This window comes from Agrobacterium sp. 33MFTa1.1, from assembly GCF_004328495.1.
Classification (GTDB): domain Bacteria; phylum Pseudomonadota; class Alphaproteobacteria; order Rhizobiales; family Rhizobiaceae; genus Agrobacterium; species Agrobacterium pusense.
Window position 1 is genome coordinate 1,853,926 of the sequence record NZ_CP036358.1, and the last position, 13,831, is coordinate 1,867,756.

The following is a 13,831-nucleotide window of genomic DNA, read 5'->3' on the forward strand; positions in this document are numbered from 1 at the left end:
TCGGGTACGCCGGCATGGAAAACGTCATCAAAGTTTAGCGGCAGCACGCTAATCCTCCCTGCATCGCAACGGATCATCCGCCACAGGAGGGAGCTTCATGTTTCGTATCGTCACCATTGCAGCCCTGGGTTTTGCAGCCCTTCCGGCGGCTGCCCAGACCCTGCCGCAGCCGGCCTTTCTGGGCCAGATCGTCGTTCCCTCCGGCCTCGCCATCGATGGCGTCACCTTCGGCGGGATCTCCGATCTCGCTTTCGACAGCGAAACCGGGCGTTATCTCGCAATTTCCGACGACCGCGTGGAAAAGGGCCCGGCCCGTTATTACGAGCTGGAACTGGCGGTGTCGGAAGGCGTCGCCACCCTCAATATCGCCGCCATGCATGAATTGAAGGATGAGACCGGCGCGGCCTTCGCTCCCAAAGGCATCGACGCGGAAGGCATCACACTCGACCGCAAGGGCGGCAAGCTCTATTGGTCTTCGGAACGCGACCTGAAAAACCAGCCGGCGATTTATGTGTCAAACCTCGATGGAAGCGATGTCAAACGGCTGGCGCTGCCCGACGCCTATCTCATCGATGACGCGAAGACCAGGGGCGTGCAAAACAATCTCGGCTTCGAAGGACTGACGTTGACACCTGGCAGACTGATCGCCGCCACCGAAAATGCGCTCACTCAGGATGGCCCGAAGGCGACGCCGCAGGCGGGCAGCCCGGCCCGTATTCTCGTCATCGATACCGCGACCCTGAAGCCGGTCGCTGAACATATCTATGTGACGGAGGCGATCTCCAACACACCGACAGCCGCCGAGCCGAAATACAATGACAATGGCCTCTCCGCTCTTGCGGCCCTGCCGGACGGCCGCCTCGTCGCCGTCGAGCGCAATTTCGCCTCCGGGGTCGGCAACCATATCCGCTTCTTCGTCGTCGACCTCTCCCGCGCCGAGAATATTCTCGGCAAGGACAGGATCGATCCGGCATCCGTGGCCGCCGTTTCCAAATCGGCATGGTTCGAAATCAAGGAAGGCGACTTCGGCCTCGACATAGACAATATCGAAAGCCTTGCTTTTGGACCGGTCGTGGATGGCAAACAGCTCTTTGTCATCGCCTCGGACGATAATTTCAACCCGGGCAAGCAGTTCACCCAGTTTGCAGCCTTCGCAGTGCCGGCAAACCTCGGTGAGTAACACACGATAAGGATCGTGCCGGCCCCTGACAGCCCACAGGGCCGGCATGAGCGGACACGACACAACAGGAAACCTGCCTTCACCAGCGGAGAAGACGTGAACCGGCGAAGGCCCCAATCAGACCGGTGAGGAGAATACCCAGCGAATACCAGATCAGCACGAAGGCCAGGCCGTTTTCGCTGCAGAACCAGGAATAGACCCAGGCTCCGGCCGCTCCGGCCGCAAGTCCCGCAGCAAAACCTGCCAGGGCGGGATCGGCAGGAGCAGATCGTTTGAGAGCGGCAAAATTCGCAAAAAACACCGGAACAGAAAAGGCGACGATCAAGAGCGGGCAATGCAGGGCTGAAGAACCCAGGATGAGCCTGCGGTAGGCTTCAGGCAGGGCAAATCCCAGCTGCACGAAGGCCATCACCGCCATTGCCGAAACGATCACCGCGATCCCGACAAACAGGCAGCTTCTTTCTCCCTCCGGCCGGGCAAGACGCCTGACCGCGAAAAAAGCGACCATCGCCAGCAGGGCATTGTAGAAAGATTTCACCCAGAAAGCTGGCTCGCTCACCGCATCCCGCATATCGCCGCGCGGTCCCAAAATGATGAACATCAGCAGAAGTGAAACGCCAAGCGCCGGCAGGGCTGCAAAGGCCAGCCGACGCTCGAGCGCAAAAGCCGGAACGGGCCTGAGATCTGCTGCCAGTCGCTCGATAATATCTTCCGTTTTCTTCACGTGTCGCCTCGCAACTTCGCCGCCAGGGTTTTTAATGTCCTGTGAATGCCGACTCGTGCCGCAAGCTCGGTCTGGCCGGTTTTTTTTGCCGCTTCGGCAATGGACTGCCCTTCAAGCTTCACGCTGCGAATGAGCTCGCGTTGCCGCTCCGGCAAATCCTCGAGCAACCGTTCGATATCCATCCGCGCGGTGACGGCGTCGACAGACCAATCCGCCTCCAGGGTCTCATCCAGCTCCACCTCCCCCCGCATGCGCGCGCCCCTGCCGCGATAGTGATCGATGAGCTTGTAGCGCGCTATCGAAAAAAACCAGGCCGTGAACGGTCTTGAGCGATCATAGGTCGCCCGCTTCGCATGCAGCGACAATAGCGTTTCCTGCACAAGATCTTCCACTTCTGCCCTTGAAGCGGCGCCCATGCGCCGACCGTAGTAAGCAGTCAGCAGCCGGCGCAGGGCATGAAGCAAATGCCTGTAGGCGCCTTCGTCCCCGTCGAGGGAACGCAGCATCAGCGTCTTTAAAGTGTCTTCTGAAAGGCTGCCTGTCATTGTCACTATCGGGTTATTCGCGGTCGGCAGCATATTGTTACACGGTGGTTTGAAAAATCTCGCCCGAAGATGTTGTCACAAACGTGTGAAGCTGTAACGACCGTCCATTTCTCCCGAATGGACAATCGTGATCCCCGACATGATGCCGGCGGACATTCGATCACGTCCAGAGGAGACCCTTCATGACCCGCATTTTCACCGCCGTTGCCGCCGCCTCCCTGCTCTCTACTGTTTCCCTCACGGGCATCGCCCATGCCGACGGCATGAAGACAGACGCCATGAAGCCCGACGCGATGAAAATGGAGACGATGAAAAAAGATGGCATGTCCGTGACCGGCAAGAAGGCCTGCATGCACAAGGCCGGTATGGAAATGGACAAGATGAAGAAAGCCGACATGATGAAGGCCTGCGATATGATGAAATAACAACGGCCCGAAAGGAAAAAGCCCGCATCGGTTTTCACCGATGCGGGCTTTATCGACTGAAAATCCGGAACTCAGAGTTCCGACTGGCTTTCGACGATCTTGCCGACGAGGCCATAGTCCTTGGCCTCTTCCGCGCCGAGCCAGTAATCGCGATCGATATCCTTGGCGATCTTTTCTTCGCTCTGGCCGGTGGCCTTGGAGAAGATCTTGATCAGGCGCTGGTTCATCTTGATGATTTCGCGAGCCTGGATTTCGATGTCGGACGCCATGCCGCGCGTACCGCCGGAGGGTTGGTGCAGCAGGAAGCGGGTGTTCGGCAGGCAAAGGCGACGTTCTTTCGGCACCGAAACATAGATCAGCGCGCCGGCGGAGGCGACCCAGCCCGTGCCGATGATGTAAACCTTCGGCTTGATGAACTTGATCATGTCGTGGATGGAATCACCCGATTCGACATGACCGCCCGGAGAATTGACGTAAACGCGGATGTCGTCGTCGCTGGCGGCGGCAAGGGCCACGAGCTGCGTGCAGACCTTCTGCGCCAGTTCCTGCGTGATGCCACCATAGATGAAGATCGAACGCGACTTGAAAAGATTCGCTTCCGTTTCCTTGCCGATCGGCAGTTCCTTGCTCTTGTCGTCTTCGTCTTCGTTCATCAACGGCTCTCTCCAGCAAAATTCGTGCATGCCCTTCGGACATAGTGCGACTTGTTACGTAAGGCAATGAGCAAAAAAGACAAGGTTCGCGCCCGAACAATAAACAGCACCCCCGGCAGATGACGCATGGACAGCTCGTTCGTCTTCGCGATATCGTCAGCGTCTCATTGCAGTGCCGCACGCTGCGGAACCCCAAGACAGCAGGTGAGCGGCGATAATCTTAAGAGGGAACCATGCTGAAAAGACTAAGCCTTGCAGCCGCCGCGCTCGGCCTTACCACCCTGCCCGCTTTCGCGCATTTGAACCCGGAAGAACACGGCTCCTTCATGGCCGGTGTCTCTCACCCCTTCTTCGGTGCGGATCATATTCTGGCGATGGTGGCGGTCGGCATCTGGGCCTCCCAGATTGCTGTCGCGCAAAGTGACCGAAGGGCGCTCTGGATCGTGCCGGCCGCCTTCGTCGGCACCATGGCTGTGGGCTTCCTGATGGCGGTTTACGGCATCGACCTTCCCTTCGTCGAACCCGCCATTCTCGCCTCCGTCATCGGCCTTGGCCTTCTGGTCGCCATGGCGGCAAAGCTTCCCACCGCAGCAGCCGCGGCCGTTGTCGGCGCTTTCGCGCTTTTCCACGGCCATGCGCATGGCGGCGAACTCGGCAGCGCGGGCGCGCTGCAATTCGGCATCGGCTTCATGATCGCCACCGCCATCCTGCACCTTGCCGGCATCGCCCTCGGTCTCGGCATCGCCCGCTTCGGCTCGGTCGCCAGCCGCACGGTTGGCGCGCTCACGGCGATTGCGGGCCTCTCGCTCGCTTTCGGCGGCTGAGAATCATTACCGAAATTTAAAATTCGGACCGCTTTGAAAAGCCAAAATTGTGGCCTACCTCCTTATCGTAGAATTTCGCTTCACGGTAAGGAGGCAGCACATGTCACCGGAAGAAAGCCAGCTTCTCAAGGGCCTGTTCGAAAGAACCAAGGCCGCATCCGCCACCCCGCGTGACCGCGAGGCGGAAACGTTGATCGCAGACGCCGTGCGCGATCAGCCCGCAGCTCCCTATTATCTCGCTCAGGCGGTGATCGTGCAGGAGAAGGGACTGGAGGCGGCAGCAGCCCATATCAAGCAGCTCGAAGAGCGCATCCACGCATTGGAAAGCGCCAACCCGGCCCCTCAGGCCGCAGCGCAGGGCGGCTTTCTCAGTTCCATCTTCGGCACCGGCCAGCCGCAGCCGCCAGCTCCGACACCAACACCTGTTGCTGCCGCCCCGGCCTCGTGGCGCAACGATACCGCTGGCCAGACGGCCGGTCCGTGGGGATCGCAGGCAGCCCAGCAGCAGCCCGGTGGACCGTGGGGTCAGCAGCCGGCAGCAGCCGGCCGGTCTGGCGGCGGTTTCCTGCAGGGCGCGCTTGGCACCGCAGCCGGCGTTGCAGGTGGCATGCTGCTTGCGAACTCGCTGAGCGGCATCTTCGGCAGCCACATGTCGTCGCTCGGTCTCGGCTCGCCCTTCGGCGGCAATAGCGGCACTGGCAATGCGCCAGTCGAAGAAACGGTCATCAACAACTATTATGGTGACAGCGCGAACCCGCAGGATAACAATGACGACGATATCCAGCAGGCCGATTACGACGACAGCGCCGATGATGCCGACTTCGATTCAGGCGACGATAGCTCGTTCGTTTGAGCTTTTTTTCACCTAAAGAGCCGGATCAGCCGCGGCCGCGATAAGTGGCAACGCCCTGATCCGGCAGCCATACGCCCTCGGGCGCCGGTCCGGTCTGCCAGAACACGTCGATCGGAATGCCGCCGCGCGGATACCAATAGGCGCCGATACGCAGCCACTTCGGCTGCAGCAATTCCACAAGGCGCTTGGCAATATAGACCGAGCAATCCTCATGGAATGCGCCATGGTTGCGGAAGGACTGCAGGAACAGCTTCAGCGACTTCGATTCCACCAGAAAGTCGCCGGGAATATAATCGATGACGATATGGGCGAAATCCGGCTGGCCGGTCATCGGGCAAAGCGAGGTGAATTCGGGCGCGGTAAAGCGCACGACATAATCGGTGCCGGCATTGCCGTTGGGCACCTTTTCGAGAACGGCCTTTTCAGGGCTCTCTGGCGTATCGACCTTCGTGCCCAGCTGCGACAGGCCGGAAACATCCGTCACGGACATGGAAAACTCCTGTTTTTTAAACGATCACTTTGACGCCATGCGCCTTTTCGCCTTCCGGCTCGACGTGAATGGCAAGGCTGGCGCCCGGTATGACGTCCCTTATGGCATCTTCAAGGCGGTCGCAAATATCATGCGCCTCACGCACCGTCATGATCGCCGGTACGACGACGTGAAAATCGATGAAGGCGGCCGAACCGGCGCGGCGGGTTCTGAGATCATGGACACCGATAATGCCACCGGAATTGGCTGCGATCGCCTTCTTGATCGCCTCATCCTCCTCGGGCTCCACTGCCCGGTCCATCAGGCCACCCAGCGAATGCAGGATGACCTTCGAGCCCTGAAACAGAATGTTGACGGCCACGAGAATGGCAAGCGCGGGATCGAGAATGGCATAGCCCGTCAGCAATGCCAGGACGAGGCCGACAAGTACGCCTGCCGATGTCACGACATCAGACATAATGTGGTGGCCGTCGGCCGCAAGCGCCGGCGAAGAATGCTGTTTGCCGACGCGGATCAATATTGTCGCCCAGACAGCGTTAATGATCCCGGCCGCGGCATTGATGGCAAGACCAAGTACCGGCGCTTCCGGCAGTCTCGGATTGAAGAGAGCGCCCCAGGCCTCCTGCACGATCAGCAGGGCGGCGACAACGATCAGCACCCCTTCGACAACAGCGGAAATATACTCCGCCTTGTGGTGGCCGAACTGGTGGTCGTCATCGGCGGGCTTCTGCGCATAACGAATGACGAAATAGGCGATGAAAGCCGCGACCACGTTGACGGTCGATTCCAGACCGTCGGACAGCAGCGCGACCGAGCCGGTAACCCACCAGGCCACAAGCTTGAGGCCGAGTACACCGAAAGAAAGCGGAATGCCCCAGAATGCGAGCTTCCTGACCAGCGCATTGCCTTCAACGTTCATTTTCTGTCCCCGTGCGGATGCGAACGAATTGCATCATCAAGTCCCAAAACGCACGAACCGCGCGCACGGGGGTACCCGTGCGCGCGGTTCGCAATTTGCGCGTTCTATCGTTCAAACCATGGCAAAGGTCAAGAGCCGTAGCGGCCTTCAAGGCCTCATGGCCGGCTTTTCTGTTCGCAGAAACGGATGCGGTTGCCGAAGGGGTCGGTCACCTCCATCACGTCGCCCCATGGCAACTCTTCGACACCCGGCTTCATGAAGCGATAATCCTTCGCTGCCAGTTCGCGCTGAAAGGCATGAACGCCGTGCATCGTGACAAAGATGTTCGAGCCCGGTGTCGCATCGCCATGATGGCCGCTGAGATGAAGACCCATCCCCGCGCGGGAAACCTGCATGTAGAGCGGGAAATTTTCGCCGAAGCGGTGTTCCCACTCGACCTCGAAGCCGAGAAAATCGATATAGAACTCCCGTGCCTTGGCCTCGTCGAACATCCTGAGGATGGGGAATATCCGCTCGAAAGCGATATCTCCGTCTATGCGCGTCCCGGCATCGGCCATGCTGCCTTCACCCTCTTCAGGCCATAAATGAAACCGGCCGCAACAGGTGCGGCCGGTAAGGTCAGCTTATTCGGCTGCGACGATCTTGCCGTCCTGCCACTTGAACAGCGAGAAGGTCTGCGAGGTCAGGTCACCGCTTTCGCCATAGGTGACCTTGCCAATTGCGGTCGGGAAGGCTTCACCGCTCTTCAGGACCTTGGCAACCGCTTCGGAATCCTTGGCACCAGCCTTTTCGATGCCGGCCTTCAGGACTTCGACAGCAGCGTAAGCATTAAGCGTGAAGGCTTCCGCCGGAATGTTGGCGGCCTTCAGCGCTTCCGCAGCAGCCTTGGAATCAGCGTTCTTCAGCGCGTCGGAAGCATTGGTGAAGATCGTGCCTTCGCCAGCCTGCGAACCGATGTTCCAGAACTCGCTGTTCGACAGGCCGTCACCGCCGATAACGGCAGCCTTGGAGCCGATATCCTTCAACTGGCGCACCAGAAGACCGGCTTCCGGATGGTAACCGCCGAAATAGATGATCTCGGCATTGTCGGACTTCAGACGTGCCGTCAGCGCGCCGAGGTCCTTTTCGCCCGGCGTCAGGGCATCGTAGAGAACTTCGGTCACGCCGCCGGCATTCAGCGTCGCCTTGAAGGCATCTGCCAGGCCTTTGCCGTAAGCGCCCTTGTCGTGAATGATGGCGACCTTCTTGTCCTTGAGGTTGGCGAGAACGTATTTCGCCGCAACCTCGGCCTGCTGGTCATCGCGACCGCAGGTGCGGAAGACGTTGGAAAGGCCGCGGTTGGTAAGGCCCGGCGCAGTCGCCGTCGGCGTCACCATCAGCACGCCGTTTTCGGCAAAGACGTCCGAAGCGGGAATGGCGACGCCGGACGTCACCGGACCGACGACGAAGTGAATGCCTTCGGCAACCAGCTGATTCGCGGCTGAAACGCCCTGCTTCGGCTCGCCGCCATCGTCGGCCAGCTTCAGCACGACCTGTTCGCCGAGGATGCCGCCCTTTTTGTTGATTTCATTGACTGCCGTCTGGGCGCCGTTCTTGACCTGGTCGCCATAAGCGGCGACAGGACCGGTAAGCGGCGCAATCAGGCCGATGACGATTTCGGCATGGGCAAGGGGTGCGAATGCGAAGGACGCTGCAAGCGTCACGCTGGTCAATGTCTTCAGTTTCATCCTGGTGTCTCCTTAAAGGGGGTCGCGGGACCCGGTGAGCGCCATGGGCGCCGACCGAATGAAACTATCGGACGCCTCCCGGCGAAAACTCGTTCCATTTTTGAATTCCGAGCCTTCCACTCAACTCATACGGAAGGATTGATGATCTATGCAAGTCACCTTTGCTGGATTAGGTCTATTAGAGGTAAATCAAACGCGAAGCGGGCCATGATCCTATCACTCCGAAGCACGGTATCGCCCCATGGAAATGCTTGGCGTTTGGCCGCCGCTGGAGGATAATCGCGGCATGATCACAGCAGATGACGAATTTCTGACGGGCCTGCCCGTTTTCCAGCGCTTTGAGGACGTGGTTGATCCGGCGCTTTATCGTGCCCTGCCACCGGGATGGGGGCTTGCCATCGCCGATATCGTCGATTCAACGACGGCGATCCAGACCGGTCGATACAAGGCGGTGAACATGGCCGGCGCGGCGGTCATTTCCGGTGTGTCGAACAGTCTCGGACGTCACGACCTGCCCTTCGTTTTCGGCGGCGATGGCGCCGCCGTCACCGTGCCCCCGGGCGGGCTGCCGCTTGCCAGCGCCGCTCTTTCTTCCGTTCAGCGTTGGGTCAAGGACGATCTCGACCTTACGATGCGGGTAGCGCTGGTTCCGGTTGAGGATATTCGTGAGAATGGCTTCGATGTGCGCGTCGCGCGTTTTCAGGCAAGCGACGATGTATCCTATGCGATGTTTTCAGGTGGCGGCAATAGCTGGGCTGAAGCACGGATGAAGGAAGGCCTTTATATCCTGCCCACCGCAGCCGCAGGCGAACGCCCGGATCTGACCGGCCTCTCATGCCGCTGGAATCCCATTCCGGCGACCCGTGGCAAGGTTGTATCCATCATAGCGGTGCCGGGGCCGTCGCGGGACATGCCGGCATTCCGCAAGCTTGTTACCGATCTTGTCGATCTGGCCGAGCAGGACGGAAGGCATGGCCACCCCGTGCCTGAGGAGGGCCCGAAGCTCGGTTTCGTGCGGGAGGGACTGAATCTCGAGGCACGCGCAGGAGCGGCCCATCGCGACGTCTGGGGCCAGTTGCGCCGTTCGTCCCGTATTCTCGGCGAGACCCTGCTTATCAATTTGCTCGGCTTGACGGGTCTTTCGCTCGGACGGTTCAATGCGGAGCGCTATCGGCGCTCCGTCGCCAGCAATACCGATTTCAGGAAATTCGACGACGGTTTGAAGATGACCGTGGACATCGACGCCGCAAGGCTCGAAAAAATTCGCGACCGGCTGGAGCAAGGCCGCCTGTCTGGAAGCTGTTATTTCGGCCTGCATGAGCAGGACGCCGCATTGATGACCTGTATCGTACCCTCCCCGCTTTCACGGGATCACATGCATTTCGTGGACGGCGCTGACGGCGGATACGCGGCTGCAGCAACCCTGCTCAAGCAGCAGATGCAGGCTGTTCCCGCCCGCTGATCGCACCCGGCGCAAAGACCAGCGCGCTCCTTGCGGGATCACCCTCCCGGTCAGGTAACTCACAAACGAAAAACCGGCGTCAAGCGCCGGTTTCAATTCAATGCTGCCGGAGGCCTGACGGCCCCGGATCAGGCGGCTGTCTTGCTGCTCTTCTGCGCCTGGCAATAAATTTCCTCAAGGGAGGCCAGGATTTTCTTAACGGATTCGGAGTTGCTGGAATAATAGATGGTCTGCGCATCCCGTCGTGTCTTTACCAGCCGCTGGGCCCGCAATTTCGAAAGATGCTGCGAAAGAGCGGACTGGCTGAGACCAACCTGAGAGGCGAGAACACCGACCGGCACTTCCGTATCCACCAACGTGCATAAGATCATCAGGCGCTTGGGATTCGCCATCGCTGAGAGCAAGTCTGCAGCGGCGATGCTATGTTCCGACAGAGATTGGTTATCCATACGCTCAAGTCTCCTGATGACAGTCGGAAAGACGGTCATGGTGGCTATTATAGGTGTTCCAAAAGGTGTTTTTATAATTCGGTGGATACGTTGTATATACCTAAATCTTGCTTATATCGTGTCCCTTTCAAAGACTATTCTTCACTAATTATCCATCTAAGACACTTCACCTAAAATATCGGCGTTCTGCCTGATTTTTATCACATTTACAATAAAAACATGTATTAGAATAAGTATTCATAAGCAACAAATGATAAAAATTTCAGCTCCCAAATCACCATAACCCGCGACCGATTTTGAGGCTTTAAGCTTATACCACCTTAAATTTAGCAACGGGCTACAGAATCTAGTTTTACTTTGCGCAATTTTCTCGAAATTTGCAATATGGTTTTTATTAGTAATAATTTTCATGCATAACTTATGATGTCAAAGATACTCTTTCCAACAGGGGGAAGGTAACTTGCCCGGAATATCTGCGGAAAAACAAAAGGGACCCCCCGGTGAGGGAGGTCCCTTTTGTTTCCTGGCAAAAGCCAGTTATTTTTTGCGATGACGGGTCAGCCCTGCCACGACTTCGTCAGCGGAAATCGTGCCGACGATCGCGCCATTGTCGACGACACCGATTGCGCCGGAATGTTTGGCCAGCGCATCGAGAATGTCGATCAGGGGGGATGACGGGCGGGCGGTGGCCGCGACGGTCATCTGGCCGTTGCGTTCATCTACGCCCCGCTTCATCACATCCGCAGCGGTCAGCATGGAGATCGGGTTCATATTCTGCACGAAATCCGCGACATATTGCGTGGCCGGTTGCTTGACGATCTGCTGCGGCGTCCCGCACTGGATGATGCGTCCGCCTTCCATCATGGCGATACGATTGCCGATGCGGAAAGCCTCATCCAGATCGTGGCTGACAAAGAGGATCGTTTTCTTCAGCCGGCTCTGGAATTCGAGAAGCTCATCCTGCAGGCGGCTTCTGATAAGGGGGTCGAGCGCCGAGAATGGTTCGTCCATCAGCAGGATCGGCGCGCCGGTGGCAAACGCTCTCGCCAGTCCCACACGCTGCTGCATGCCGCCGGAAAGCTCTCCCACCTTGCGGTCGGCCCAGGCGGAAAGATTGACCAGTTCGAGCTGCTCGGCCACCATGCGTTTGCGTTCCGCTTCCGGTACGCCGGAAAGCTCGAGCCCGAAACCGACATTGTCGGCCACGTTACGCCACGGCAGAAGACCGAATTGCTGGAACACCATGGAAACCGTATGCATGCGCAGGTCGCGGAGCGATTTGGCCGTTGAGCGATAGGGATCGACAAAGCCGGTCTTGGTCTTCACCCCCACATTGCCACGTACCACGGGCGCAAGCCCGTTGACGGCCCTGAGCAGCGTCGACTTGCCCGAGCCGGAAAGCCCCATAAGCACGAGTATCTCGCCTTCGCTGACGGACAGCGATGCATTGGCGACACCGAGCACCAGACCGGTCTCGGCATTGATCTCGTCGCGCGTACTGCCCCTGTCGATCATCGGCAGCGCGGCATCGGGCCGGTCGCCAAAGACGATATCGACATTTCCGAAGATGATGGCGTCACTCATAGATCATCCTCCGTACCGGGAAGGCGGAAAAGCCGGTCAAGAACGATTGCCAGTATGACGATGCACAATCCCGCCTCGAAGCCCATGGCGATATTGACGGTGTTCAAGGCGCGCACGACAGGCACGCCCAAACCATTGGCGCCGACAAGCGCGGAAATGACCACCATCGACAGCGACAGCATGATCGTCTGGGTAAGACCGGCCATGATCTGCGGCGCGGCAAAGGGCAGCTCCACCTTGCGCAGCACCTGCGACGGCGTTGCTCCGAAGGCGACGGCCGCCTCGACCAGCGCCGGCGGCGTGGAGACAATGCCGAGGCGTGTGAGCCGCACCGGAGCCGGAATGGCGAAGATGACGGTGGCGATCAGCCCCGGAACCATGCCAAGGCCGAACAGCACCAGCGCCGGAATGAGATAAACGAAGGTGGGGATGGTCTGCATCAGGTCCAGCACAGGGCGCATGCCGGCATAGATCCATTTGCGTCTCGCCGCCAATATGCCAAGCGGTATGCCGATGATCATGCACACGGCGCTGGCGGCGATGACCAGCGCCAGCGTCTCCGTCGTCGCTTTCCAATAGCCGAGATTGATGATGAGCAGCAGGCCGAGTGCGGTGAAGACGGGCATGCCGATCGAGCGTCGCGTCCAGGCCGAAAGCGCCGTGACAATCGCCACGATGACCAGCGGATGCGGCGCCTGGAGCACATAAAGCAGGGCGTTGATGACGCTTTGGAAAATGAAGGAAAGCCAATCGAAGAAAAAAGCGAGATTGCCGGTCAGCCAGTCGATGGCCTCCTTGGCATATCGGCCGACGGGCAGGCGGTTTTCAGGAGCGCTGAGCCATTCCACGGTAAGAAAAGACCTTTCTTAAACAAATGCAGAAACAACGACCGGCAGACGGCGGCCGGACGCGGTGCTGGCGCATGACCTGCAATGCGTTGAAAATGCGCGGGCAAGGTCATGCATGGGCATCGATATTTCCCGCTGCATCCAGCCTGTCGCGCAGGCCGGATACAGTCATGCATAGTCTTGCGTTTTAAAGGCCAAGCGCCTTCTTGACGGCGGGCAGGGCGTCGGCGCTGCCATCCTTGGTCTTGACGTTGGCGAGCCAGGGCTCGACCGCAGCCGGATTGGCCTTCAGCCATGCGGTGGCGGCAGCTTCGCCCTCAAGCCCGTCATTCAGGATTTTGCCCATGATCTCGTTTTCCATGGGCAGGGAAAATTGCAGGTTCTTGAGGAAGGCGCCGACATTGGGGCATTCCTCGACATAACCCTTGCGAACATTGGTGTAGATCGTTGCACCACCGAAGTTGGGACCGAAGACCTCATCGCCGCCCGTCAGGTAGGTGAGCTTGAAATTCGCATTCATCGGATGCGGTTCCCAGCCGAGGAAAACGATCGGCTCGCCGGATTTTTCCGCGCGGGCGACCTGCGACAGCATCCCCTGCTCGGAGGATTCGACGACTTCGAACGCCTTCAATCCGAATGTATCCTTGGCCACCATGTCGAGGATCAGGCGGTTGCCGTCATTACCGGGCTCGATGCCGTAAATCTTGCCGCCAAGCGCGTCGCTGTGCGTGGCGATGTCCTTGAAATCCTTGATGCCGAGTTCGGCACCCTTGGCGTTGGTCGCCAGCGTATACTTGGCGCCGGTCAGGTTTTCCCGCAGCGTTTCGACCGATTTGTCTTCGCGGTAAGGCGCGATATCCCCTTCCATGGTCGGCATCCAGTTGCCGAGGAAGACATCGATGTCTTTGTTTTTCAGGGATGTATAGGTAACGGGAACAGAGAGAAGCTTGACGTCGGTTTCATAGCCTAGGCTTTTCAGTAGTACCGTGGCTGTGGCCGTTGTGGCGGTGATGTCGGTCCAGCCCACATCGGAAAACCGCACCGTGCCGCAGCTTGCCGGTTCGGCGGCACCGGCCGCGCTGAACGTCATGGAGGAGATTGCTGCGGCCAGAACCAGACAGCGACGTCTATTTGCAAACATTGTTTGC

16 protein-coding genes are annotated in these 13,831 nt (G+C 58.9%); 5 read left to right on the forward strand and 11 right to left on the reverse strand.

The genetic code is table 11. From position 1 onward, the window contains the following. Positions 1–97 precede the first annotated feature (97 nt). Positions 98–1,180: an esterase-like activity of phytase family protein gene (locus EYD00_RS09410; protein ID WP_034498757.1), complete on the forward strand. Its 1,083-nt coding sequence runs from the start codon at positions 98–100 to the stop codon at positions 1,178–1,180. A gap of 79 nt (positions 1,181–1,259) precedes the next feature. On the opposite strand, the gene EYD00_RS09415 is transcribed toward EYD00_RS09410, so the two are convergent. Then, positions 1,260–1,904, reverse strand: a complete 645-nt coding sequence (locus EYD00_RS09415; protein ID WP_034498755.1) for an NrsF family protein — start codon at positions 1,902–1,904, stop codon at positions 1,260–1,262. After that, positions 1,901–2,449: a sigma-70 family RNA polymerase sigma factor gene (locus EYD00_RS09420; RefSeq protein WP_044459666.1), complete on the reverse strand. Its 549-nt coding sequence runs from the start codon at positions 2,447–2,449 to the stop codon at positions 1,901–1,903. The genes EYD00_RS09415 and EYD00_RS09420 overlap by 4 nt, the downstream gene beginning before the upstream one ends. Positions 2,450–2,631: 182 nt before the next feature. On the opposite strand from EYD00_RS09420, the gene EYD00_RS09425 reads away from it, so the two are divergent. Further along, a complete protein-coding gene (locus EYD00_RS09425) occupies positions 2,632–2,874 on the forward strand; it encodes a pentapeptide MXKDX repeat protein (protein WP_004443022.1) in 243 nt (80 codons plus the stop codon). A gap of 71 nt (positions 2,875–2,945) precedes the next feature. Here the strand turns inward: EYD00_RS09425 and EYD00_RS09430 are convergent, their stop codons facing one another. Beyond that, positions 2,946–3,527: an ATP-dependent Clp protease proteolytic subunit gene (locus EYD00_RS09430; protein WP_003523060.1), complete on the reverse strand. Its 582-nt coding sequence runs from the start codon at positions 3,525–3,527 to the stop codon at positions 2,946–2,948. 233 nt (positions 3,528–3,760) lie between these two features. Between EYD00_RS09430 and EYD00_RS09435 the strand changes: the two genes are divergently transcribed. Together EYD00_RS09435 and EYD00_RS09440 are read left to right on the forward strand one after the other, a co-directional pair. Further along, a complete protein-coding gene (locus EYD00_RS09435) occupies positions 3,761–4,351 on the forward strand; it encodes a HupE/UreJ family protein (RefSeq protein ID WP_004443023.1) in 591 nt (196 codons plus the stop codon). 100 nt (positions 4,352–4,451) lie between these two features. Beyond that, a complete protein-coding gene (locus EYD00_RS09440; RefSeq protein ID WP_004443024.1) occupies positions 4,452–5,204 on the forward strand; it encodes a DUF2076 domain-containing protein in 753 nt (250 codons plus the stop codon). Between the two features lie 25 nt (positions 5,205–5,229). Here EYD00_RS09440 and queF read toward each other — a convergent pair whose 3' ends face one another. The 4 genes from queF to EYD00_RS09460 form a co-directional block, all read right to left on the reverse strand. Continuing rightward, complete coding sequence (gene queF / locus EYD00_RS09445) at positions 5,230–5,694, reverse strand: preQ(1) synthase (protein WP_004430149.1); 465 nt, start codon at positions 5,692–5,694, stop codon at positions 5,230–5,232. Positions 5,695–5,710: 16 nt separating this feature from the next. Continuing rightward, positions 5,711–6,613, reverse strand: coding sequence for a cation diffusion facilitator family transporter (locus EYD00_RS09450; RefSeq protein WP_004443025.1), 903 nt, complete (start codon positions 6,611–6,613; stop codon positions 5,711–5,713). Between the two features lie 155 nt (positions 6,614–6,768). Beyond that, positions 6,769–7,170, reverse strand: a complete 402-nt coding sequence (locus EYD00_RS09455) for a glyoxalase superfamily protein (protein ID WP_004443026.1) — start codon at positions 7,168–7,170, stop codon at positions 6,769–6,771. Positions 7,171–7,236: 66 nt separating this feature from the next. Further along, positions 7,237–8,340: a branched-chain amino acid ABC transporter substrate-binding protein gene (locus EYD00_RS09460; protein ID WP_004443027.1), complete on the reverse strand. Its 1,104-nt coding sequence runs from the start codon at positions 8,338–8,340 to the stop codon at positions 7,237–7,239. A gap of 286 nt (positions 8,341–8,626) precedes the next feature. On the opposite strand from EYD00_RS09460, the gene EYD00_RS09465 reads away from it, so the two are divergent. Beyond that, the gene (locus tag EYD00_RS09465; protein WP_034498837.1) at positions 8,627–9,802 is read left to right on the forward strand and encodes a DUF3095 domain-containing protein; all 1,176 of its coding nucleotides are present in this window, start codon (positions 8,627–8,629) and stop codon (positions 9,800–9,802) included. A gap of 128 nt (positions 9,803–9,930) precedes the next feature. Here EYD00_RS09465 and EYD00_RS09470 read toward each other — a convergent pair whose 3' ends face one another. The 4 genes from EYD00_RS09470 to EYD00_RS09485 all read right to left on the reverse strand — a co-directional run bounded on the left by EYD00_RS09470 (position 9,931) and on the right by EYD00_RS09485 (position 13,773). Further along, positions 9,931–10,251: an ArsR/SmtB family transcription factor gene (locus EYD00_RS09470; protein WP_003524068.1), complete on the reverse strand. Its 321-nt coding sequence runs from the start codon at positions 10,249–10,251 to the stop codon at positions 9,931–9,933. A gap of 537 nt (positions 10,252–10,788) precedes the next feature. Further along, positions 10,789–11,835, reverse strand: a complete 1,047-nt coding sequence (gene choV, locus EYD00_RS09475; RefSeq protein WP_004443032.1) for a choline ABC transporter ATP-binding protein — start codon at positions 11,833–11,835, stop codon at positions 10,789–10,791. Continuing rightward, on the reverse strand, positions 11,832–12,683 hold the full coding sequence (gene choW, locus EYD00_RS09480; protein WP_004443035.1) for a choline ABC transporter permease subunit: 852 nt from the start codon (positions 12,681–12,683) through the stop codon (positions 11,832–11,834). Before choW ends, choV begins: the two co-directional genes overlap by 4 nt. Positions 12,684–12,870: 187 nt before the next feature. After that, on the reverse strand, positions 12,871–13,773 hold the full coding sequence (locus tag EYD00_RS09485) for a choline ABC transporter substrate-binding protein (protein ID WP_373887382.1): 903 nt from the start codon (positions 13,771–13,773) through the stop codon (positions 12,871–12,873). Between the last annotated feature and the right edge of the window lie 58 nt (positions 13,774–13,831).

Coding starts and splice junctions, on each gene's coding strand:
- EYD00_RS09410 (WP_034498757.1), top strand. CDS start 98: ATGTTTCGTATCGTCACCATTGCAGCCCTGGGTTTTGCAGCCCTTCCG.
- EYD00_RS09420 (WP_044459666.1), bottom strand. CDS start 2,449: ATGACAGGCAGCCTTTCAGAAGACACTTTAAAGACGCTGATGCTGCGT.
- EYD00_RS09425 (WP_004443022.1), top strand. CDS start 2,632: ATGACCCGCATTTTCACCGCCGTTGCCGCCGCCTCCCTGCTCTCTACT.
- EYD00_RS09430 (WP_003523060.1), bottom strand. CDS start 3,527: ATGAACGAAGACGAAGACGACAAGAGCAAGGAACTGCCGATCGGCAAG.
- EYD00_RS09435 (WP_004443023.1), top strand. CDS start 3,761: ATGCTGAAAAGACTAAGCCTTGCAGCCGCCGCGCTCGGCCTTACCACC.
- EYD00_RS09440 (WP_004443024.1), top strand. CDS start 4,452: ATGTCACCGGAAGAAAGCCAGCTTCTCAAGGGCCTGTTCGAAAGAACC.
- queF (WP_004430149.1), bottom strand. CDS start 5,694: ATGTCCGTGACGGATGTTTCCGGCCTGTCGCAGCTGGGCACGAAGGTC.
- EYD00_RS09450 (WP_004443025.1), bottom strand. CDS start 6,613: ATGAACGTTGAAGGCAATGCGCTGGTCAGGAAGCTCGCATTCTGGGGC.
- EYD00_RS09455 (WP_004443026.1), bottom strand. CDS start 7,170: ATGGCCGATGCCGGGACGCGCATAGACGGAGATATCGCTTTCGAGCGG.
- EYD00_RS09460 (WP_004443027.1), bottom strand. CDS start 8,340: ATGAAACTGAAGACATTGACCAGCGTGACGCTTGCAGCGTCCTTCGCA.
- EYD00_RS09465 (WP_034498837.1), top strand. CDS start 8,627: ATGATCACAGCAGATGACGAATTTCTGACGGGCCTGCCCGTTTTCCAG.
- EYD00_RS09470 (WP_003524068.1), bottom strand. CDS start 10,251: ATGGATAACCAATCTCTGTCGGAACATAGCATCGCCGCTGCAGACTTG.
- choV (WP_004443032.1), bottom strand. CDS start 11,835: ATGAGTGACGCCATCATCTTCGGAAATGTCGATATCGTCTTTGGCGAC.
- EYD00_RS09485 (WP_373887382.1), bottom strand. CDS start 13,773: ATGACGTTCAGCGCGGCCGGTGCCGCCGAACCGGCAAGCTGCGGCACG.